This is a genomic window from Aureimonas sp. AU40 (assembly GCF_001463785.1).
Lineage (GTDB): Bacteria > Pseudomonadota > Alphaproteobacteria > Rhizobiales > Rhizobiaceae > Aureimonas.
The window spans coordinates 36,931-57,749 of record NZ_BBWL01000051.1 but is presented as its reverse complement, the minus strand read 5'-3'; the positions used below and the strand labels follow the sequence as shown (position 1 = coordinate 57,749).

General features: G+C 69.2%; 18 protein-coding genes. 11 read left to right on the top strand and 7 right to left on the bottom strand.

The genetic code is table 11. From position 1 onward, the window contains the following. The first annotated feature begins 114 nt into the window (after positions 1-114). The 4 genes from AUL32_RS19385 (at position 115) to AUL32_RS19370 (ending at position 5,027) form a co-directional block, all read left to right on the top strand. Positions 115-1,203, top strand: coding sequence for an aromatic ring-hydroxylating dioxygenase subunit alpha (locus AUL32_RS19385; protein WP_082659855.1), 1,089 nt, complete (start codon positions 115-117; stop codon positions 1,201-1,203). An 11-nt stretch (positions 1,204-1,214) separates the two neighbouring features. Continuing rightward, the gene (locus tag AUL32_RS19380; RefSeq protein WP_244497985.1) at positions 1,215-2,309 is read left to right on the top strand and encodes a 2Fe-2S iron-sulfur cluster-binding protein; all 1,095 of its coding nucleotides are present in this window, start codon (positions 1,215-1,217) and stop codon (positions 2,307-2,309) included. Between the two features lie 160 nt (positions 2,310-2,469). Continuing rightward, complete coding sequence (locus AUL32_RS19375; RefSeq protein WP_062118810.1) at positions 2,470-3,594, top strand: aminotransferase class I/II-fold pyridoxal phosphate-dependent enzyme; 1,125 nt, start codon at positions 2,470-2,472, stop codon at positions 3,592-3,594. Beyond that, positions 3,594-5,027 carry an FAD-binding oxidoreductase gene (locus AUL32_RS19370; protein ID WP_062118664.1) on the top strand — a complete coding sequence of 478 codons (1,434 nt, stop codon included), beginning with the start codon at positions 3,594-3,596 and terminating at the stop codon, positions 5,025-5,027. Before AUL32_RS19375 ends, AUL32_RS19370 begins: the two co-directional genes overlap by 1 nt. 6 nt (positions 5,028-5,033) lie before the next feature. Here AUL32_RS19370 and hutC read toward each other — a convergent pair whose 3' ends face one another. The 5 genes from hutC to AUL32_RS19345 form a co-directional block, all read right to left on the bottom strand. Beyond that, complete coding sequence (hutC, locus tag AUL32_RS19365; protein WP_062118661.1) at positions 5,034-5,759, bottom strand: histidine utilization repressor; 726 nt, start codon at positions 5,757-5,759, stop codon at positions 5,034-5,036. Positions 5,760-5,785: 26 nt separating this feature from the next. Then, complete coding sequence (locus tag AUL32_RS19360) at positions 5,786-6,592, bottom strand: amino acid ABC transporter ATP-binding protein (RefSeq protein WP_280137592.1); 807 nt, start codon at positions 6,590-6,592, stop codon at positions 5,786-5,788. After that, a complete protein-coding gene (locus tag AUL32_RS26075; protein WP_062118658.1) occupies positions 6,589-7,251 on the bottom strand; it encodes an amino acid ABC transporter permease in 663 nt (220 codons plus the stop codon). The genes AUL32_RS19360 and AUL32_RS26075 overlap by 4 nt, the downstream gene beginning before the upstream one ends. Next, the gene (locus AUL32_RS19350; protein ID WP_062118655.1) at positions 7,248-7,889 is read right to left on the bottom strand and encodes an amino acid ABC transporter permease; all 642 of its coding nucleotides are present in this window, start codon (positions 7,887-7,889) and stop codon (positions 7,248-7,250) included. The genes AUL32_RS26075 and AUL32_RS19350 overlap by 4 nt, the downstream gene beginning before the upstream one ends. A 69-nt stretch (positions 7,890-7,958) precedes the next feature. Beyond that, positions 7,959-8,789, bottom strand: coding sequence for a transporter substrate-binding domain-containing protein (locus AUL32_RS19345; protein ID WP_061978138.1), 831 nt, complete (start codon positions 8,787-8,789; stop codon positions 7,959-7,961). 462 nt (positions 8,790-9,251) lie between these two features. On the opposite strand from AUL32_RS19345, the gene hutH reads away from it, so the two are divergent. The 5 genes from hutH (at position 9,252) to AUL32_RS19325 (ending at position 14,513) form a co-directional block, all read left to right on the top strand. Further along, positions 9,252-10,784 carry a histidine ammonia-lyase gene (gene hutH, locus AUL32_RS19340; protein WP_062118652.1) on the top strand — a complete coding sequence of 511 codons (1,533 nt, stop codon included), beginning with the start codon at positions 9,252-9,254 and terminating at the stop codon, positions 10,782-10,784. 111 nt (positions 10,785-10,895) lie between these two features. Beyond that, positions 10,896-12,113, top strand: a complete 1,218-nt coding sequence (locus tag AUL32_RS19335) for an aminotransferase (protein WP_156421540.1) — start codon at positions 10,896-10,898, stop codon at positions 12,111-12,113. Continuing rightward, positions 12,110-13,162, top strand: a complete 1,053-nt coding sequence (gene speB, locus AUL32_RS19330; RefSeq protein ID WP_062118649.1) for an agmatinase — start codon at positions 12,110-12,112, stop codon at positions 13,160-13,162. Before AUL32_RS19335 ends, speB begins: the two co-directional genes overlap by 4 nt. A gap of 184 nt (positions 13,163-13,346) precedes the next feature. After that, positions 13,347-13,490: a DUF1127 domain-containing protein gene (locus AUL32_RS24670; protein ID WP_082659851.1), complete on the top strand. Its 144-nt coding sequence runs from the start codon at positions 13,347-13,349 to the stop codon at positions 13,488-13,490. A 273-nt stretch (positions 13,491-13,763) separates the two neighbouring features. Beyond that, the gene (locus tag AUL32_RS19325; protein ID WP_062118646.1) at positions 13,764-14,513 is read left to right on the top strand and encodes a Crp/Fnr family transcriptional regulator; all 750 of its coding nucleotides are present in this window, start codon (positions 13,764-13,766) and stop codon (positions 14,511-14,513) included. Here the strand turns inward: AUL32_RS19325 and cydC are convergent. Then, positions 14,501-16,162: a thiol reductant ABC exporter subunit CydC gene (gene cydC / locus AUL32_RS19320; protein ID WP_062118643.1), complete on the bottom strand. Its 1,662-nt coding sequence runs from the start codon at positions 16,160-16,162 to the stop codon at positions 14,501-14,503. The genes AUL32_RS19325 and cydC overlap by 13 nt on opposite strands. Next, complete coding sequence (cydD, locus tag AUL32_RS19315; RefSeq protein WP_062118635.1) at positions 16,159-17,898, bottom strand: thiol reductant ABC exporter subunit CydD; 1,740 nt, start codon at positions 17,896-17,898, stop codon at positions 16,159-16,161. The genes cydC and cydD overlap by 4 nt, the downstream gene beginning before the upstream one ends. Before the next feature lie 149 nt (positions 17,899-18,047). On the opposite strand from cydD, the gene AUL32_RS19310 reads away from it, so the two are divergent. Both AUL32_RS19310 and cydB read left to right on the top strand, forming a co-directional pair. Next, a complete protein-coding gene (locus AUL32_RS19310) occupies positions 18,048-19,634 on the top strand; it encodes a cytochrome ubiquinol oxidase subunit I (RefSeq protein ID WP_062118632.1) in 1,587 nt (528 codons plus the stop codon). Between the two features lie 47 nt (positions 19,635-19,681). Continuing rightward, positions 19,682-20,800 (top strand): cytochrome d ubiquinol oxidase subunit II, encoded by a 1,119-nt coding sequence (gene cydB, locus AUL32_RS19305; RefSeq protein ID WP_062118800.1) that lies wholly within the window; start codon positions 19,682-19,684, stop codon positions 20,798-20,800. The last annotated feature ends 19 nt before the right edge of the window (positions 20,801-20,819 follow it).

Here is a 20,819-nt window from a genome sequence, read left to right as displayed (position 1 = left end):
GGTCCTCAGGCAGTTTGGATTTAGAATAACTAAAACATAGCACAGTTTTCAGCCGGTTGCTCCGTCTGCCGAAAGTTTCGACAATGTTGGGAATGAGACGGTGAGGATCGATCGATGTTTCTGCGAAACGCCTGGTATGTCGCGGCCTGGGATCACGAAGTCGCCGAGGGTCTGATGCCCGTCCGCGTGCTCGGCGAGAACATCGTCCTTTATCGCCGCCGCGACGGCGCGGTCGCCGCGCTGGAGGATGCCTGCCCGCATCGCAAGCTCCCCCTCTCCATGGGCCGCATCAAGGGCGACGACGTCGAGTGCGGCTATCACGGCCTCACCTTCGACGGTACGGGCACCTGCACCCGCGTTCCTGGCGCCGAGCGCATTCCGCATGTGGCGCGCGTTCGCGCCTACCCCATCCACGAGCGCTATGGCCTGCTCTGGATCTGGATGGGCGAGGCGGAAAAGGCCGACCCGGCCGAAATTTTCACGGTTGAGCACTGGGGCGATCCGGCCTGGGGCATCAATCGCGGCGAGTCCATGACGCTCGCCTGCAACTATCTCTACATGACCGACAATCTGCTGGACCCCTCGCATGTCGCCTGGGTTCACCAGAGTTCTTTCGCCAGCTCGGCCTGCGAGGAGACGCCGCTGGAAACGACGGTCGCGCCGAACGGCGTCACGGTCTGGCGCTGGATGATCGATTCCGAGCCGGCGCCCTTCTACGCGCCCTTCCTGAAATTCAGCGGCCATTGCGACCGCAAGCAGCACTACGAGGTGCGCTATCCCTCGAACGCCATCATCAAGGCGATCTTCGTGCCGGCCAACAGCTATCGCGAGGACGAGCCGCTGCACGAGGACGTGTTCCTGATGGACAGCTACAACTTCATGACCCCGGTCGACGAAGGTCACACCAAATATTACTGGTTCCAGATGCGAAACTTCGCGCCGGACGACGCCGAGGTTTCCGCCCGCTTCGCCAAGTCGGTGCGCGGCGCATTCGAGGAGGACCGCGTCGTTCTGGAGGCGGTCGACCATGGCATGGCCAACAAGCAGACGCCCAATCTCGATCTCAAGATCGATGTCGGCCCCTTGCGTTTCCGCCGCCGGATGCAGCAGCTGATCGAGGCCGAGCGAGCCGCGCTAGCGCCCAATGCCGTTCCTGCTCCTGCGGCGGCGTCCCTCGCCCCCGCTTCCGTCGCGGCCGAATGAGCGAGGCCCCCTTGGCTGCGGCCGCCGGCTTCCGGCGTCTGCGCCTGCTGGACGCGCGGCGCGAGAGCGCGGCCATCACCTCGTATCTCCTAGAGCCGGTGGAGCCCGGCGGCTGGGCGCCCTTCGCGCCGGGGCAGTTCCTCGTGTTCCGCCTGCCGGACGCCACCTCGCCGGGCGGCTGGGCTTTGCGCAACTATTCCATCTCCGGCCCCTCGGACGGGCGAACCTACCGCATCTCCGTGAAACGCGAGCCCTGTGCGCGCGGGGCGGACGGCGCGGGCCTGGGGTCGGGCCATTTCCACCATCGCCTTCTGCCCGGCGACGAGGTCTGGGCCAGCGCGCCGCGCGGCGAGTTCGTGCTGGACGAGACGAGCGGACGCGCCGTCCTTCTCCTGTCGGGCGGCGTCGGGATCACGCCGCTGCTGGCGATGCTGCACCATCTGACCGAGCGATCCGACCGGCGGGTGCATTTCGTCCATGCCTGCGAGGACGGGCGCAACCATGCGCTGGCCGACGAGGTGGAGGCGCTGGCGGCTGCGCGCGCCGGCATAAGCGCCCATTTCGTCTACCGCGCGCCAACGGCGGAGGACGAGGCGCGCGGCCGCCATGTCGCCTCGGGCCTCGTGACGCGGGCGCTTCTCCAGTCGCTCCTGCCGCTGGACGATTACGACGTCTATCTCTGTGGGCCGACGCCCTTCATGCAGGCGCAGTATGCGACGCTGCTGGGCCTCGGCGTCCGGCCGGAGCGGATCGCCACCGAGTTCTTCGGCCCCGCCTCGCTGCTTGGCGTAGCCCCCGCTCCTTCCCCGGCGCCCGCTCCGGTCGCGCCGGAACGCGCCTCCGCTGGCGAAGGCCCGCTCGTGTCCTTTGCCCGCTCCGGCGGCATTGCGGTCTGGCGCGAGGGCGCGGGCTCGCTTCTGGAACTGGCGGAAGGCGCCGGCCTCTCGCCCGCCTTCAGCTGCCGCTCGGGCGTCTGCATGACCTGCAGCGCCGCGCTCCTGTCGGGCGAGGTCGAGTATACCGAGGAGCCGCTGGACGAGCCCGCGCCCGGCCAGGTTCTCCTCTGCTGCACGCGGCCGCGCGGCGACGTCACCCTCGACATCTGAGCCGCCAGTCCGAGACCCGGGCGGGTCGATCCTCGACGCCGCGCCCTCGCATCCAGCCATCGGCGCCTCGCCCGCGACAGGAGGTCCCGCAAAAGGTCTCCACCACCGAAGGGCCGAGCCGATGCGCACCCTGCCCTTCCCGAACCGATCGGAGCCCTTCTTGAGCGAGTTTGCCCAACCTGCCGCCGAGGCCCCGCTTCAGCTGAACCCGCATGTGGCGGCCCTGCCGGCCTATAATGCGGGGCTCAGCCTTGCGGCGGCGCGCCAGGCCAGCGGGCGGGAGGACATCGCGCGGCTGGCCAGCAACGAGAATCCCGACGGCTGCTCGCCGCGCGTTCTGGAAGCGCTCGCGGGCTACGATCCCTCGCGCTACGCCGACCCGGCCTGCACCGCCCTGCGCGCGGCGCTCGGTGCCTTTCTGGACGAAGAGCCCGACCGCATCGTCTGCGGCAACGGCTCGGAGGAAATGATCGCCGCCATCTCCCGCGCGGCTCTGCAGCCGGGGCGCGAGGTGCTGACGGTTGCGCCGAGTTTCGGCCTGCACGAGATCGAGCCGCTGGCGGTCGGCGCGCGGGTGCGCAAGATCGCCATGCGCCCCGATTTCGGCTTCGATCTCGACGCCCTGGCGGCGGCGCTGGCGCGGGGGCCGGCGCTCGTCTTCCTTTCCTCGCCCTGGAACCCGGTTGGCCCCGCGCTGAATGAAGCCGCCCTGACGCGGCTGGCCGAGGCGGCGCGCGGGCGCGGCACGCTCTTCGTGCTGGACGAGGCCTATTTCGAATATGGCGGCGACGCGCTGCCGGACGCCCGGCGTATTTTCTCACGCGCCGGCCTGCCCTTCGCGATCCTGCGCACCTTTTCCAAGGCTTATGGGCTGGCGGGCCTGCGCGTCGGCTATGCCATCGCCTCCAGTGCGGCGCTCGCCCGCGCCATCGCGGCGGCCAAGACGCCGTTCAACGTCAACGGCGCGGCCCAGATCGCGGCGCTGGCCGCGCTGGCGGACCAGGACTGGATGCGCGCCTCCGTCCGGCGCCTGGAAGCGCGCCGCGCGGCGCTGGCGCAAGAGCTGGAAGCGGCGGGCTTTCGCACGGCTCCGTCCCACACCAACTTCCTGTTCATGGACTGCGGAGGCGACAGCGCCGCGGCGTCGGCAGCGCTTCTAGCCAAGGGCATCATCGTCAAACCCTGGCGCGAGCCCGGCTTCGAGCGCTATCTGCGCGTGACGATCGGCACCTCGGCCGATAATGAGCGATTTCTCCTCGCCCTCATCCGTTGGAGCCAGACCTGATGCCAGACCGGACGCCAGACCCGATCATCGCAGCCGCCCCGGCCCTTCCCGCCGGTTTCGAGGATCGGCTGCGCGCCCTGCTCGGCCCCGCCCATGTGCGAACGGGCGAAGCGCTCGCCGCGATCGACCCCGGCTGGAACAAGGACAATCTGAAGAGCGGCTGCCTCGCCCTGCCCGGTTCGACCGACGAGGTCGCGGCCGTGGTGCGCCTCTGCCGCGAGGCGGGCGTCGCCATCGTGCCGCAGGGCGGGCGCACGGGCCTTGTCGGCGGCTCGGTGTCGGCGCCGGGGCAACTCGTCGTTTCGACCGCAAGGCTCAACGCGGTCGAGCGGCTCGACCCGATCGAGCGCACCGTCACGGCAGGCTCCGGCGCCACGCTGCAATCGGTGCAGGAGGCCGCCGCCGCTCACGGGCTGGAGCCCGGCATCGACCTGCCCTCGCGCGGCACGGCGACCGTCGGCGGCATGATCTCCACCAATGCCGGGGGCATCATGGCCTTCCGCAACGGTGTCATGCGCCATCGCGTCTTCGGGCTGGAAGCGGTGATGCCGGACGGAACCGTGATGAGCGACCTGACCCGCGTGGTGAAGACCGCCGCCGGGTACGATCTCAAGCATCTCCTGATCGGCGGCGAAGGCACGCTCGGCATCGTCACTCGCGCCGTCCTGAAGCTCGACCCGCTGCCGGAGGCGAACGCCACGGCGCTGTTCGGCCTGCCCTCGGTGGAGGCGGTGCTGGAGGTGATCCGCCTCGCGCTGGCGCTTCCGGGCGTCGCCCTGCGCGGCGCGGAGGCCATGTGGAAACCCTTTCTCGACCACACGGCGCGGGCGCTCGGCTGGGAGAGCGAGGCGATCGACCGCACCGCGTCGATCTATCTCCTCCTATCGATCGGCGGCGCCGAGGGCGGCACCCTTCCGGCCGCGTTCGAGACCCTGTTCGAAACGGTGGTGGAGCGCTTTCCCGAGGCGTCGGGCCTGATCGCCCAGTCCCTTCGGCAGGAGCGCGATCTCTGGCGCCTGCGCGAGGACACCGACCTCGTCTACCACACCTATCCCGCCGCCCCGTCCTTCGACGTGTCGCTGCCGCAGTCGGAAATTCCGGCCTATCTCGATCGGCTGCTGCCCGACCTCAAGGCGATCGACCAAGGCTTCGCGCCCTTCGTCTTCGGCCATCTGGCGGACGGCAATCTCCACCTGATCCTGAACTGCCCCGGCCCGCTGGAGCCCGACCTCATGGCGAAGGTCGAACACGCGCTCTATCGCGACGTCAGCCAGCGCGGCGGCTCCTTCTCGGCCGAGCACGGCGTCGGCACCAAGCGCATCGGCCCAATGGAAGCGACCGCCGACCCCGGCAAGCTCGCCTTCATGCGGCTCCTGAAATCCAGCCTCGATCCGGCCGGGCTGATGAACCCGGGCGTCGTCATCCGGCGTTGATCCGAGTCAGCTTCCCGGCGAGGGCGTGAAGCGGGCGACGAGCTCGTGCGCCTCGCCGGGATAGGTGATCTCGACGGCGGTGACGCTCGCCTCCGAGTTCCAAGTGCGCCGGTCGATGACGAGGCAGGGCGTGCCGGGGTCGAGGAGAAGGGCTGAGGCGGTAGCGGCATTGGCGCCCGCCGCGCGGATCGTGTGCTCGGCGCTGGTCCAGGGCACGCGCGCCATGAGCCAGGCGCCGGGCGGCTCGGCCGCGAAATCCGTCTCCGCCGCGTCCGGCACCACGGCGAGATCGATCAGCCGGTTTTCGAGGCAGAAGGGCTGGCGCGCGGCGAAGTGGCGGCAAAGGATCGAGAGCACGGGATGCGGCTCGGCAAGGCCCAGCCGCGTCTGGTCGTCGCCCGAAGCCTCGCGGCGCTCGAGCCGCATCATCTCGAACCCGTAGGCGAGGCCCAGCGTCTCCACTTCGCGGCGGATGTCGGCGATTTCCATCACGGCGGAATAGGACTGGGGCCGGCGCACGAAGCTGCCGGCCTTGCGCCGCCGCTCGATCAGCCCGGCCGAGACGAGCTCGCCCATCACCTTGTTGACCGTCATGCGCGAGCAGCCGAACTGCGCGGCGAGCGCCTGCTCGAAGGGAAGCTGCGTGCCCGGCGGCCACTCGCCCGAGAGAATGCGGCCGCGCAGATCGGCAAGGATGGTCTGGTGCAGCGAAGGGCGCGTGGCCGATGTCATGCGCGCTGGAGCAAGGTCCGCGCCGCTCACGGCGCCTGCAGCAGCATGGCCGCGCCGCGATCGAGATAGGTTTCCAGGAACTGCGTCAGGCGCGGGTGGCGCGGATGGGCGAAGACTTCGCCCGGCGCGCCGACGAGCAGCAGCTTGCCGCCGTCGAGAAAGGCGATCTGCTGGCCGACCGAGGCGGCGAAGCCGATCTCGTGCGTGACCACGACCATGGTCATACCCTCGGCGGCGAGATCGCGCATGACGTTCAGCACCTCGCCCGTCAGCTCCGGGTCGAGCGAGGAGGTCGGCTCGTCGAACAGCATGATGGCGGGCTGCAGAGCCAGGGCGCGGGCGATGGCGACGCGCTGCTGCTGGCCGCCCGAGAGCTGCGAGGGATAGTGCCCGGCGCGCTCGCCAAGGCCGACATGGCGCAGCTGCTCCATGGCGCGCGCCTCGGCGTCGTCGCGCTTCAACCCGCGCACGCGCTTCAGGGCTTCCGAGACGTTGCCGAGCGCGGTCATGTGCGGCCAGAGATTGAACTGCTGGAACACCATGCCGATATGGCCGCGCACCTCGCGGATCGAGGACTGCGGCAGGCGCACGCGCCGACCGCTTCCATCCTCGGTAAAGCCCAGCGGCGCGCCATTGACATGGATCGTGCCGCTCGTCGCCTCCTCCAGAAAGGCCATGCAGCGCAAAAGCGTGGATTTGCCCGAGCCCGAAGGGCCGATCAGGCAGGTCGTGGAACCGCTGGGAACTTCGAGGTCGATCCCTTTCAACACCTCGGTCTGACCGAAGCGCTTGGTGAGGTTGCGGACGGCGATGGCGGGCATGCGCGTGCTCATGAGAACCTGAACTTGGAAAGCCGACGTTCGCTGAAGCGGCCGAGCCACCCGCAGATCTCGACCAGGAGCCAGTAGAAGAGGGCGAGAAGGAACATGGCCTCGACGAAGGCATATTGCTGCGAGCCGATGGCCCCGATCACCATGGTCATTTCCGGCACGGTGATGATGGAGAGGACCGCCGTTTCCTTGACCAGAAGGATGGTCATGTTCACGCATTGCGGCAGGACCAGCATGGTCATCTCCGGCAGGAGAATGCGCAGGACGATCTGCCGGCGCGTGAGGCCGACGCATTCGGCGGCCTCGACATGGCCGGGCGGAATGGCGCGGAATCCGGCGCGGAAGATTTCCGAGAAATAGGCCGCGCCGTAGATGGTGAGGCCGATCAGCCCGGCGGGGATGGGGTCGAGCCGCAGGCCGATGGCCGGGCCGCCGAAATACAGAAGGAAGATCTGCACCAGAAAGGGCGTGCCGCGCGGGATTTCCACGACGACGCGCAGGAGCGCGCCCGCCCAGCCCGGACCGAACTGGCGCACGGTGGCGATAAGGAAGCCGAGAAGGAGGCCGCCGAAGGTCGAGGCGACCCAGATCAGAACGGTGAGGCGCAGGCCGGACAGGATCGCCGGCAACTGGGCGAGGATGAGGGCGAAATCGAAGTTCATGCCCGCCCCGTCCGCACCAGCCGCTCGGTGAGCGAGCCCGCGCCCGCCAGGGTCCAGTTCATCGCGAGATAGAGACCGCCCGCCACCGCATAGAAGAGAAGCGGCTTGTAGGTGCTGGCCGAAAGGTTCTGCGCCATGCGCGTCAACTCGATGACGCCGACGACCGAGACGAGCGAGGAGGCCTTCAGGATGAGGATTGCCTCGTTGACGAGGGCGGGAAGCGTGAGCCGGAGCGCGATCGGCGCGCGGATGCGGCGAAACTGCTGCCAGGCGTTGAGGCCCACCATGTCGGCCGCTTCCAGAAGACCCCGGGGAACGGAGGCGAAGCCGCCGCGAAGATTCTCCGCCTGATAAGCGGCGGTGCAGAGCGACAGGCCGATCAGCGCCGCGACGGTGCTCGGCACCATGAGGCCGAGAACCGGCAGGAGATTGTAGATCAGAAGCAGCTGGACGAGGAGCGGAACGCCCCGGAAGAAGCTGATGAAGGCGACCGCTGGCCAGCGCAGGAGGGCGCTCGGCGACAGGCGCGCGGCGCAGATCAGAAGCCCGATGGCGAGCCCGATCGCGATCGACACGATGCTGAGGAACAGCGTGTTGCCCGCCGCCCAGAGCATGAGCTCGAAAAGCCTCATCGACATGGGATGTCCTCGAAGGCGAAGCGGGCCGCGCCGGGAGCCGAAAAGGCCAAGGCGCGGCCCGGTCCGAGATCAGAAGGCGGGCTCGGGCGCGACGTCGGGCGTCTCGAAGGTCACGCCGAACCACTTCTTCTGGAGTTCGCCGAGGCGACCGTCGCCCTTCATCTTGACGAGGGCGGCCTGCATGGCGTCGAGCAGCGGCTGGTCGTCCGCCTTCTTGGTGCCGATGAAGCCGAAATAGCTCTTCTGGCCGAAGGCGGGCGTGACCACGGCGAAGATGTCGGGCTGCTTTTCCGCGACATAGGCGATGTTGGGCAGCGAGTTGGCGACGGCCGCGATGCGCCCGGCCGCGAGATCGGCATAGGCTTCGTTGAAGCCGACATATTCGCGCGTCTCGACGGGCTTGGGCAGCGTCTTGCCATAGGCCTGGACCTGCGCCAGCTGCGAGGTCGCCTTGCCGGCGCCCACCAGCTTGCCGGCGATGTCCTCGGGCTTCTGGATGCTGTCGTCGCCCTTGGCCTTCAGGAGCGCCACCGTCGCCTCGGCGATCGGCGACAGAAAGCGATAGCGCTCGAGCCGGGCCTTGGTGATGGTGGCGGGGCCGGCGACGACGTCGAACTGGCCGGCTTCGAGGCCGGGAAGCACGCCGTCCCACGGCAGCTCGACCCATTGAACCTTGACGCCCAGCTCCTTGCCGATCTCCTCGAACGCGTCGACATTGAGCCCAGCGTGCTCGCCCGCCTCGTCGATGAAGTCGAAGGGCGCGAAGGCGGTCTCGGTGCCGACCTTCAGGACGCCCGCCGCCTTGACGCGGGCCAGCGCGTCCTCGGCATGCGCCGCGAAGGGCAGAGAGAGCGAGAAGCCGAGCGCGAAGGCGGCCTTCAAAAGCGAGCGTTTGTTCATGCCGGTCTCCCGCTGGGATGGGAAGGAAGGGACGGGCGACGCGAAGGGCGGCCGCCAATAAGCCTAGACATAACATCGGCTGTGATGGGGTGTGTCAATTGCTGTGCAGATTTTTTTTCGCCCAATGAGTGGGCACTGCAGCGAGCCGGATCGCAGCGAATCGGAGCGGCAGACGATCGTATCAACGCCAGTGCGACGGCGCAGAGGCGTGTCGAGTGAGAAGCAGTCTAGACCGGATCGAGAGCGCTGTCGTCCCTGACAGATGCGAGCTCCGTCAGAGTTCGGCCTCGGCACCATAGCGGAAAATATGTCTATACATGTCGAGAATCCTGACATAGCTTTTTGCTTCCATCCGAGCGGCCGCCGATCACGCGGGAGGACGGGGTGCCCTGGCGCGGCCCGCACCCCACGCCAAGCGATCCGGCCGCCTTGTCCGCCCGTCCCGCTTCGTCGGAGAGATCCATGACCACGCTTCTCCTCACCCCCGGCCGCGCGACGCTGGCCGACTGGCGCGCCATCCATCGCGGCGCCGTGCCCCGGCTCGACCCCGCCTGCTTGCCGGCGGTCGAGGCCTCGGCGCAGGCGGTCTCGCGCATCCTGGCGCGGGGCGAGCCGGTCTATGGCATCAACACGGGCTTCGGAAAGCTCGCCAGCGTGCGGATCGGCGGCGAGGATCTGGCGACGCTCCAGCGCAACATCGTGCTCAGCCACGCGGCCGGCGTCGGCGAGCCCATGCCGCTCGCGGTCTGCCGCCTCATGATGGCGCTGAAGCTCGCCAGCCTCGGCCAGGGCGCGTCGGGCGTCTCGCGCGCCACGATCGATCTTCTCGGCGCGCTTCTGGAAAAGGACCTCGTGCCCGTCGTTCCAAGCCAAGGCTCGGTCGGCGCCTCGGGCGATCTGGCGCCGCTCGCGCACATGACCGCCGCCATGATCGGCGTCGGCCATTTCTTCGTGGAGGGCCGGCGCGTTCCGGCCGAAGCGGCGCTGGCCGGGGCGGGCCTTGCCCCCATCACGCTCTCGGCCAAGGAAGGGCTGGCGCTGCTCAACGGCACGCAGTTCTCCACCGCCAACGCGCTGGCCGGCTTGTTCGAGGCCGAGCGCCTGTTTCACTCCGCCCTCGTCACCGGCGCGCTGTCGACCGACGCCGCGCGCGGCTCCGACACGCCCTTCGACCCGCGCATCCACGCCCTGCGCCGTCATCGCGGGCAGATCGAGACGGCCGCCGCCCTGCGCGCGCTGATGGCGGGCTCGGCCATTCGCGAGTCGCACCGGGTGGACGATCCGCGCGTGCAGGACCCCTATTGCCTGCGCTGCCAGCCGCAGGTCATGGGCGCCGCGCTCGACATCCTGCGCCAAGCCGCCGCGACCCTGGAAACCGAGGCGAACGGCGTGTCGGACAATCCGCTGATCTTCGCGGACACCGACGAGGCGCTGTCGGGCGGCAATTTCCACGCCGAGCCCGTGGCGTTCGCCGCCGACATGATCGCCATGGCGGTCTGCGAGATCGGCTCCATCGCCGAGCGGCGCGTCGCCATGCTGGTGGACCCCGCGCTCTCAGGCCTGCCAGCCTTCCTGACGCCGCGTCCCGGGCTGAATTCCGGCTTCATGATTCCGCAGGTGACGGCAGCCGCGCTGGTGTCGGAGAACAAGCAGCGCGCCATGCCGGCGAGCGTCGATTCGATCCCGACCTCCGCCAACCAGGAGGACCATGTCTCCATGGCCGCGCACGGCGCGCGCCGGCTCCTGCCCATGGTGGAGAACGCCTTCGGCGTCATCGCGATCGAGCTTCTGGCCTCAGCGCAAGGCTGCGATCTCGGCCCGGCGCTCTCCTCCAGCCCGGCGCTGGAAGCGGTGCGCCGCTTGCTGCGCTCGCATGTGCCGACCCTGACCGACGACCGGCATTTCCATCCCGATCTGGAGGCCGCGATCGAACTCGTGCGCTCCGGCGCCGTGGTGGAGGCCGCCTCCGCAATTGCCCTTCCCGCGCTGGGTTGAGAGCCGCTCCGAGCGGTTTCGCGGGGCCGGCGGTTGATTCCGGCCCCGGCCCTCGCGCAGGATGCGCGTCTCCGGTTCGGTCCGCCGATCCTCGCAGCGGAGCTCATGCCCATGGCCGTCCGGCCGCCCTCCTCCCCGCCTCCAAAGCCCAACCCTCTCGTCCGCTCGGTTCTGCCGCCGCCCATTCCCGTGGCGAAGGCCTGGCTTGCCGCTTATGACGGGACGCGGGGGCCGGCGGTCGATCTCAGCCAGGCCGTGCCGGGCGATCCGCCGCCCGAAGCGCTGTCGCGGCGCCTGGCCAACGAGGGCGCCGGGGCGGAGGCCGCGCGCTACGGGCCGATCCTCGGCGACGACGCCCTGCGCGCCGCCTATGCCGAGGAGAGTTCGGGCTTCTACGGCGCCTGCGTCGAAGCGGCGGATGTCGCCATCACGGCAGGCTGCAATCAGGCCTTCTTCACCGCCGCCATGGCGGTGGCCAAGGCCGGCGACTCGATCCTCTTGCCGACGCCCTGGTACTTCAACCACCAGATGACGCTGGATCTCCTCGGCATCGAGGCGCGCCCGCTCGAAACCACCGCCGAGAATGGCTTCGTGCCGGACGCGGCGAGCGCCGAGGCGGTGATCGACGAAACGACGCGCGCCCTCGTTCTGGTCTCGCCCAACAATCCGACCGGGGCGATCTATCCGCCCGAGACGATCCGCGCGCTGTTCGACCTCTGCCGCCGGCGCGGGCTTTATCTGATCCTCGACGAGACCTATCGCGACTTCGTCGGCGGCGCGGCGCCGCATGGGCTGTTTGCCGAGCCGGAGTGGCGCGAGCATCTGATCGGCCTTTACTCCTTCTCCAAATCCTTCGCCATTCCGGGCTATCGGCTGGGCGCGATGACAGCGGGGCCGGCGCTTCTCTCAGCGGCTGAGACCATCCTCGACTGCATGCAGATCTGCGCCCCGCGCCCGCCCCAGGTGGCCTTGGCGCCCAGCATCGCCGAGTGCGCGGACTGGCGGGCGGAAAAGACGCGCGCGGTGCTGGACAAGGCAGACCGCTTTCGAACGGCGATGGCCGCGCGGCCGGACTGGCGCATTCGCCAGATGGGCGCGTATTTCGCCTTTCTGGAACACCCCTTCCCCGGCCGGTCCGATGTCGAGGTGGCCAAGGCGCTGGCCGCGCGGCTGGGGCTCCTCGTTCTGCCCGGCTCCTTCTTCGGCCCCGGGCAATCGCGTTTCCTGCGCGTCGCCTTCGCCAATGTCGACGCGGCGGGGCTGGAGCGCTTCGCGGATCGGCTGGGCGAGGCCGACACGCTCTTTTCCGACGAAAGGATGATGGCATGACCGACGAGACGCTGGACGAGTTGCGCACGCGCTTCGGCGGCGACAACGAAAGCCGGATCTACGATCCGCATTTCGCCGAGGTCGCCTCGCGCCTGTTCGACGCCAAGGGAACGCGCGTCGCGCCCTATGCCGGCCTGCCGACGTTGCTCGACGCGCCCTTCCGCCAAGTGGACTGGGCGGCGCCCGACCTCTCGGGACTCGACGTCGCGCTGATCGGCATGCCGATGGATCTTGGCGTCACCAATCGCAACGGCTCCCGCTTCGGCCCGCGCGCGCTGCGCGCCATCGAGCGCATCGGGCCGTACAACCATGTGCTGCGCACCATGCCGGGGCGCGAGCTCAGCGTGGCGGATTGCGGCGACGTGCCCTTCCGCAGCCGCTTTCATCTCGACCTGTCGCATCAGGACATCGAGGCCACGATCGCGGCTGTGGTCGCGGCGGGCGTGGTGCCCCTCAGCGTCGGCGGCGACCATTCCATTTCGCTGCCGATCCTGCGGGCGGTGGGGCGCGATCGCCCCGTCGGCATGATCCATATCGACGCCCATTGCGACACGTCCGGCCCGTTCGACCATTGCCGCTTCCACCATGGCGGCCCGTTCCGCCATGCGGTGTTGGAAGGCGTGCTCGACCCCCGACGCACGATCCAGATCGGCATTCGCGGCTCGTCGGACTATCTCTGGGAGTTCTCGGCCGCCTCCGGCATGACCGTGATCCATGCCGAGGAGATCGAGGAGCTGGGCCTTGCCGCCGTGATCGAGCGGGCGCTCGCGGTCGTCGGTGACGGGCCGACCTATCTCTCCTTCGACATCGACAGTCTCGACCCCGCCTTCGCGCCGGGCACCGGCACGCCGGAGATCGGCGGGCTTTCGACGCGCGAGGCGCAAGCTCTGCTGCGTGGACTGAAGGGCGTCAATCTCGTTGGCGGCGACGTGGTGGAGGTGGCTCCGCAATATGACACGACCACCAACACGGCCCAGGCCGGCGCGCAGATGCTGTTCGAAATCCTCAGCCTCCTGCCCTTCTCGCCTTCGCTCAACCGAGGTGGCTAAAACGGGTTAGCTATGCGTTTCTTGCATATCCGTGCTGCGAGTCACCGATAGCGAACGAGCGCAGAGCTCCCCTTCGAGCTTTGCGCTCCTCATCTTCGCTGCCGGAGCCTATGGTCCGGTCATCGAAAGAAAACGACCACGCCGGCCACCACCGACGAGAGGCCGGACCCAAAAGGAAACTCCTATGAACATCGCTCGCTCCTTCAACGCTTGGCGCCAGTATCGCAACACGGCCACTGAGCTGAACCGCCTGTCACAGGGCGAACTCTCCGACCTCGGCATCTCGCGCTCCGACATCCCGGCTCTCGCCCGCCAGTCGGTGCGCTAGGTTTCTGATTTTGCCGCATTGTCCGACGGCAAAGCGTATCCGCTTTGCCTGGAAATGCTCCGACCCATTCCCCATCCGTCCCGGCCGGTCCTCCCCCGGTCGCGACGTGCGAGCCGAACGGTTCCTCCCAACCTTCGGCTTACCCATGACGCCCTTGCCGGTCCTCCCCCGGCAGGGGCGTTTTTGTTTTGACATCGGCCCGTCGCCTGGCTTGCCCGCGATCGTTCGCGCGCCTTGCCTTCGCGGGGGGACGAAACGCATAGTGCGGCCGTGATGACGGAACGGGTCGAGATTCGAAGCGCGTCAGCCGCGTATCGCGCACCCTGCGGGGCCTGCGCCGAGTGCGAGGTGCGCACCATGGCGGTCTGCGCGGCCTTGAACGACGACGAGGTCGGAGCGCTGGAGCGTATCATGACCGCGCGCCGGCTCGAGGCCAACGAGATGCTGGTGGAGGAAGGCGCGGCGAAGACCAGCGTCTTCACGCTGACCTCCGGCATGTTGCGCCTGTCCGTCGCCCTGCCGGACGGGCGGCGCCAGATCACCGGCTTCCTCATGCCCGGCGACTATCTCGGCCTTGCCGACGACGACATCTATTCCGCCAGCGCCGAGGCGGTGGAGCCCTCCGCGCTTTGCGCCTTTCCCGTGCGCCAGATGGAGGCGCTGACCGAGCGCTTTCCCGAGCTTCAAGACCGGCTGCACCGCTTCACGCGAGCCGCGCTGCGCCAGGCGCGAGAGAACCAGCTCATTCTCGGGCGGCTGGCGCCGGTGGAAAAGCTCGCGAGCTTCCTCGTGCTTCTGTCCGCGCGCGCGGTGGAGCACCGCCTGCCGGCAAGCCCGATCGCCCTGCCCATGACACGCGGCGACATCGCCGACTATCTCGGCCTGACGATCGAGACCGTGAGCCGCTCCTTCACCAAGCTGCGCAATCGCGGCCTGATCGCCATGCCCAGCCCGCAGTCGATCGAAATCCCGGACGCCATGGCGCTGGCCGCTGTGGCCGGCCTGCCCGGCTACGGGGCCTGAACCAGCCGACCCTCCGTCAGCCGCAGCGTCTGCGATGCTGCGCCAGCGGGAAGCTCGGCATGGGTGGAGAGGATCACCGTGCGCCCCGCGCAGGCGGCGGGAAGATCGGCGAGGAAGGCGAGTTCCGTGTCGCGGTCGAGTCCGCTGGTCGGCTCGTCTAGAACCAGGATCGCGGCGGGCGACAGAAGCGTGCGGGCAAGGCAGAGGCGCCGCGCCTCCCCGGCCGACAGCGTGCGCCCGGCTTCGCCGAGCGGCGTGTCGAGGCCGAGGGGAAGGGCGGTGAGCAGCGCCCCCAGCCGCACCCGCTCCAACGCCTCCCGAAGTTCGGCGTCCGATGCATCGGCGCGCGAGAGAAGGAGATTGCCGCGCAGCGTGTCGAGAAAGACCGGTGCGTTCTGCTCCAGAAGCGCGACGCGGTGGTGCAGCTCGGCGCGCGCGACATGGCGGATATCCTCGCCCGCGATCAGGACGCGGCCGCTCTGCGGATCGGCCAGCCGGAGCGGTAGCTGCAGAAGCGCGCTCTTGCCCGATCCGCTGGGGCCGCGGATCGCCACGATCTCGCCGCTTGCCATATCGAGATCGAGAGCCCGTAGGATGGGGCGTTCGGGGTCGAAACCAAAGCTCACACCCTCGAAGCGAAGCGTCGCTCCCTCCGGCAGCGGGCGGGGCTCGGCTGCGTCGGGAAGCGCGACCGGCAGCGCGGCGAGGTCGCGGAGGCGCCGTGCCGCTCCGGCGGCATGGCCGAGCCGGGCGACGCCGCGCATGGTGAGCGCGCTCGCCTCGAAACTGCCGAGAACGGCGAGCAGCAGGCCGACGAGAAGCGGACCCGAAATCGCGCCCTGCTCCAGGGCGCCGAGGCCCGCGACGAGGACGCCAACGAGCGTCAGCGCGGCGCAGCCCTGCACGGCGGCCGAGCCGATCGCTGCGCGAAGCGCCTGCCGGCGCCGGAGGCGGCCGAGCGCCTCGGCATGGGCAAAAAAGCGCGCCTCGGCGTCTTTGCGGCGGCCGAAGGCCAGGAGATCGGCATGGCCGTCCACCCCGTCGAGGGCGGCGATCCGCAGCTCGGCCGTGCCCTGCGCGATCGCCGCCCCGCCCCGCTTGCCCGCCAGGGCGATGAGAAGCGGCGCGAGAAGCGAGGCGGCGCCCCAACCGGCGAGATAGATCGGTGCGGCCGGTGGCAGAATGAAATGGAGGGCGAGCGTTCCCAGCGCGCCGATCGCCAGTTGCGCCAGAAGCGGGCCGACCGCGAGCAGGAAGGCGGTGTCGAGTGCATCGACATCCGCCGTGAGGCGCGAGACGAGATCGCCGCGCCGCAGCGCCCGGTCGAGCACGGACACGCGCGGGATCATCTGGCGGAAAGTCCAGGCCCGGATCGTGCCCAGCACCCGCAGCGTCGCGTCATGCCCGATCAGCTTCTCGCCATAGCGCGCGCCGATGCGCATCATCGACAGGCCGCGCACCGCCGCCGACGGGCCGAAGAGGTTGAACGCGGCCCCCAGTGTCGTGAGCGAGGCGGCGCTGAGGAACCAGCCGGAGGTGCCGAGCAGCAGGACGCCCGCCAGAAGCGCCAGGAGCGACAGGCCGAGCGCCAGGGCGAAGCGCCCGGCATAGGGCGAAAAGAGCGGGCGGAAGAAAAGAAGCGCGCTCATGCGGCGTCCTCCAGCGGAGCGAGCGGATGGGGAACGGGAAGGAGGCGCCCGCCCTCCAGCCGCAGGGCTCGGCCAAGCGCGGCGGCGACCTTAGCCGAATGGGTTGCGACGAGAAGCGTGCGCCCTTCCGTGAAGCGCAGGAGTTCCTGCAAAACTTCCGCCTCCGTCACGGCGTCGAGATGGGCGGTCGGCTCGTCCAGAAGGACGATCGAGGGATCGCGGAGATAAAGCCGGGCCAGGGCGACGCGGTGCCGCTCGCCGCCGGACAGGCCGAGCCCGTCCTCGCCGATCGGCGTTTCCAGCCCTAGCGGCAGCGCCCCCGCGAAGGCCAGAACCCGCGCGCGTTCGGCGGCTCGCCGGACCTGCGCGTCCGAAGCCTCAGGGTCGGCGAAGCGGATATTGTCCCGGATCGTCCCGGTGAAGAGATTCGGGCGCTGCGGCAGAAAGGCAACTCGGTGGCAAAGCTCTTCGCGTGAAACGGCCTTGATCGGCACGGGGCCAAGCCGCAGCGTGCCCTCCGTCTCGCGCAGGCCCGCCAAGGCCTCCAGAAGGGTCGACTTGCCGATGCCACTCGGCCCCATCAAGGCGACATGGGCGCCGGGCGCGAGCGTGAGATCGGCGCCCGCAAGGATCGTGCGGTCGCCTCCGGGCGCGCGTATAAAAAGCGCGCTCGCCTCGATCCCCAGCGCGCCGCCGGGCAGGAGGCGGGCCTGCGTCGGCAGTTCCTGCGCTTCGCCCAGATTCGGCAGGTGTTCGAACACAGCCGCGATCTCGCGGACGGCGGCCTTGGCCCCTGCCCGGTCGTGATAATGCGCGGCGAGGGTCCGCAGCGGCTGGTAGACCTCCGGCGCCATCAGGAGACAGAAGAGCCCGGCTTCCAGCGTCAGCGGCGAGGCGCGCAGGCTCACGAGGTCGAGATAGGTGAGCCCGACATAGAGCGCGACGCCCGCGACGCCAAGCGCGGCGAAGAATTCCAGCACCGCCGAGGACAGGAAGGCAAGGCGCAGGACGCGCAAGGTGCGGCGGCGCAGTTCGTCGGTGGAGCGCTCCGCCGCTTCCGCTTCCGCCTCGCCGCGCCCGAGCAGCGCGAGGGTCACGAGGCCGCGCAGCCGGTCCGCGAAGCGGCCGGACAGGCGCGCCAGCGCCTCGGCCTGGGCCGCGCTCGCGGCCTCCGCGCCCCAGCCGGCCAGCGCCATGAAAAGCGGGATCAGGGGCGCGGTCAGGAGAAACAGGAGACCGACCACCCAATCCGCCGGCATCACCACCGCGGCGAAGGCGATCGGCAGAACCGCGGCCGCGAGCGTCGCCGGAAGGAAGCGGGCGAAGAACCCGTCCAGCGCTTCCACCTGCTCGACCAACGCGCCCGCCAGCGCGCCGGAAGCCCGGTTTGCGCTCCAGTCCGGCCGCTCACTGAGGAGCCGGCGAAACAGCGCCCGCCGCAGCGCCAGCTTGATGCGCTCGCTGCCCGCCCCGGCCGCCGCCTCGCCCAGAAGGCCGAGCAGCACGCGGGCGAGAAGCAGCGCGCATAGAAGCGCGATGTCGGGCGTCAGCGCGGTGAGCGGCGCGCCCTCGCCCACCGCCCGGCCGAGAACCCGCGCAAGCGTCAGCGCCTGCCAGACCAGCAGTGCGCCCGACACGAGCGGCACCGCCATGCCGAGCGCGAGCGGCCAACCGCCCGCCGGACGAAGGCTCCGCATCCAGCGCCCTTCCGCCCGTTTTTCCGTCTCCTGCGCCATCGCCGCCTGTTCCCTCTTCGTCGGGGAACGGCGTAGGGCCGGGGCGCGAAGGGCGCATTGATTCAAATCAAGGCGCACCGCGAGGGCGGGCGCTAGAGCGGTTTCGAGCACCGGCACGGGGCCGGTCGCCAACCTTCGGGTGAAGCATCATGATCGACATGACGGTCGTCGAGCTGTCGCGGCTCCAGTTCGCGGCCACGGCGATGTACCATTTCCTCTTCGTTCCGCTGACGCTCGGCCTGTCCTTCATGATGGCCATCATGGAAAGCGTCTACGTTATGACCGGCCGCGAGATCTGGCGGCGCATGACGCTGTTCTGGGGCACGCTGTTCGGAATCAACTTCGCCATGGGCGTCGCCACCGGCATCGTCATGGAATTCCAGTTCGGCATGAATTGGAGCTACTACTCGCACTATGTCGGCGACGTGTTCGGCGCGCCGCTGGCGATCGAGGGCCTGATGGCCTTCTTCCTGGAGGCGACCTTCATCGGCCTCTTCTTCTTCGGCTGGGACCGCCTGTCGCGGATCGGCCATCTCTGCGTCACCTGGCTGGTGGCGCTCGGCGCCAATTTCTCCGCGCTCTGGATCCTGATCGCCAACGGCTGGATGCAGAATCCGGTCGGCGCGACCTTCAATCCCGACACGATGCGCATGGAAATCACGGACTTCATGGCCGTGATCTTCAACCCCGTGGCGCAGGCGAAGTTCGTTCACACGGTTTCGGCCGGCTATGTCACGGGCGCCATGTTCGTCCTTTCGGTCAGCGCCTGGTTCCTCCTGCGCGGCCGGCATGTGGAGCTCGCCAAGCGCTCGATCGCGGTGGCGGCCTCCTTCGGCCTTGCCTCGGCGCTGTCGGTGGTCGTGCTCGGCGACGAGAGCGGCTACGCCGCGACCGAGCACCAGAAGATGAAGATCGCGGCGATGGAGGCCATGTGGCACACCGAGCCCGCGCCCGCCGGGTTCAACCTCTTCGCCGTGCCGGGCGACAAGGAAAACTCCTTCGAAGTGCAGGTGCCCTACGCGCTCGGCCTTATCGCCACGCGCTCGCTCTCGGGCGAAATCCCCGGCATTCTCGATCTCGTGGAAACGGCCGGGGGCCGCATCCGCAACGGCATCGTCGCCTACGAGGCGCTCCAGCGGGTGCGCGCCGACGCGAGCGACGGTGAGGCGCGCGCGACCTTCACCGCCAACTGGCGCGATCTCGGCTATGCCCTCCTCCTCAAGCGCTACCGCGACGACATCGCCAATGCGACCCCGCAGGAGATCACACAGGCCGCCTTCGACACGGTGCCGGGCGTCGCGCCGCTCTTCTGGAGCTTCCGCCTCATGGTGGTCTGCGGCTTCTATCTCATCGCCTTCTTCGCCGTGGCCTTCGCACTCGCCTCGCGCCACCGCATCGGCGAAAGCCGCACTCTGCTCTGGATCGCCCTCGTCTCGCTGCCGACGCCCTGGATCGCCATCGAGGCGGGCTGGTTCATCGCCGAATACGGGCGCCAGCCCTGGGCGGTGGAAGGCGTGCTGCCGACCTTCTACGCCGCCTCCGGCCTGACGATGACCGATCTCGCCATCAGCCTGGGCTTCTTCCTCACCCTCTACACCACGCTCGCCATCGTCATGGTGGTGCTGATGCTGAAAACCATCAAGGCGGGGCCCTCGGCGGCCAATGCCCTGATCGACGGCCTTGGCGGCTCGCGGGCCATCCCGGCCGGCGCCGCCGCCGCCCCCGAACAGCGCTGATCCCAAGGAGACGAACCGTGACCAACATTCCCCTCGACTACGAGACCATGCGGCTCGTCTGGTGGGCGCTGCTCGGCATCCTCCTGATCGGCTTCGCCATCATGGACGGCCTCGACCTCGGCGTCGGCGCGCTCCTGCCCTTCGCGGCGCGCACCGACGAAGAGCGGCGCATCCTCATCAACCTCGTCGGCCCGACCTGGGAAGGCAACCAGGTCTGGCTGATCCTAGGCGGCGGCGCGATCTTCGCCGCCTGGCCGGCGCTCTACGCCGCGAGCTTCTCCGGCTTCTATCTCGCAATGATCGTGATCCTGCTGGCGCTGATCCTGCGGCCCGTCGGCTTCAAGTTTCGCGGCAAGATCAAGGACAAGCGGTGGCGCGAGACCTGGGACTGGGTGCTCTTCGTCGGCGGCTTCGTTCCGGCGCTGATCTCGGGCGTGGCGGTCGGCAACGTTCTTCTCGGCGTGCCCTTCGGGCTCGACGCGACGCTGCGCCCCTCCTATGCCGGCTCCTTCTTCGGCCTTCTCACGCCCTTCGCGCTGCTCGCCGGTCTCGTCAGCGTCGGCATGTGCGTGGCGCAGGGCGCGGCGGTGATCTCGGCGCGCTGCCAGGGGCCGGTGGCCGAGCGGGCGCGCCGCTATGGAGGATGGGCAGCGCTCGCCACCGCCGCGCTCTTCGCGCTCGGCGGGCTCTGGGTCGCCTTCGGGATCGAGGGCTATGTCGTGACCTCGGCGCAGGACGCGCTCGCTCCCTCCAACCCGCTCGCCAAGACGGTGTCGCGCGAGGCCGGCGCCTGGGTCGCGAACTACGGCCGCCACCCCTGGATGCTGATCGCCCCGGCGCTCGGCCTTCTCGGCTCGCTCGCCGCCTTCGTCGGCTTGCGGACGCGGCTGAAGGTGGCGACGATCCTCGCCTCCAGCGCTGCGATCTTCGGCATCATCTCGACGGCTGGCCTGTCGCTCTTTCCCTTCCTCCTGCCGTCCTCGCTCGTGCCGGACAGCAGCCTCACGGTCTGGGATGCTTCGTCGAGCCATCTCACGCTCTTCGTGATGCTGATCGCGACGCTCGTCTTCCTGCCGATCATCCTTCTCTACACGACCTGGGTCTACCGGGTGATGAGCGGGCCGGTGAACGCGCAGTCGATCGGCCGCAACCCCAACGCCTACTGACCCCACGGCCCCGAAGGAC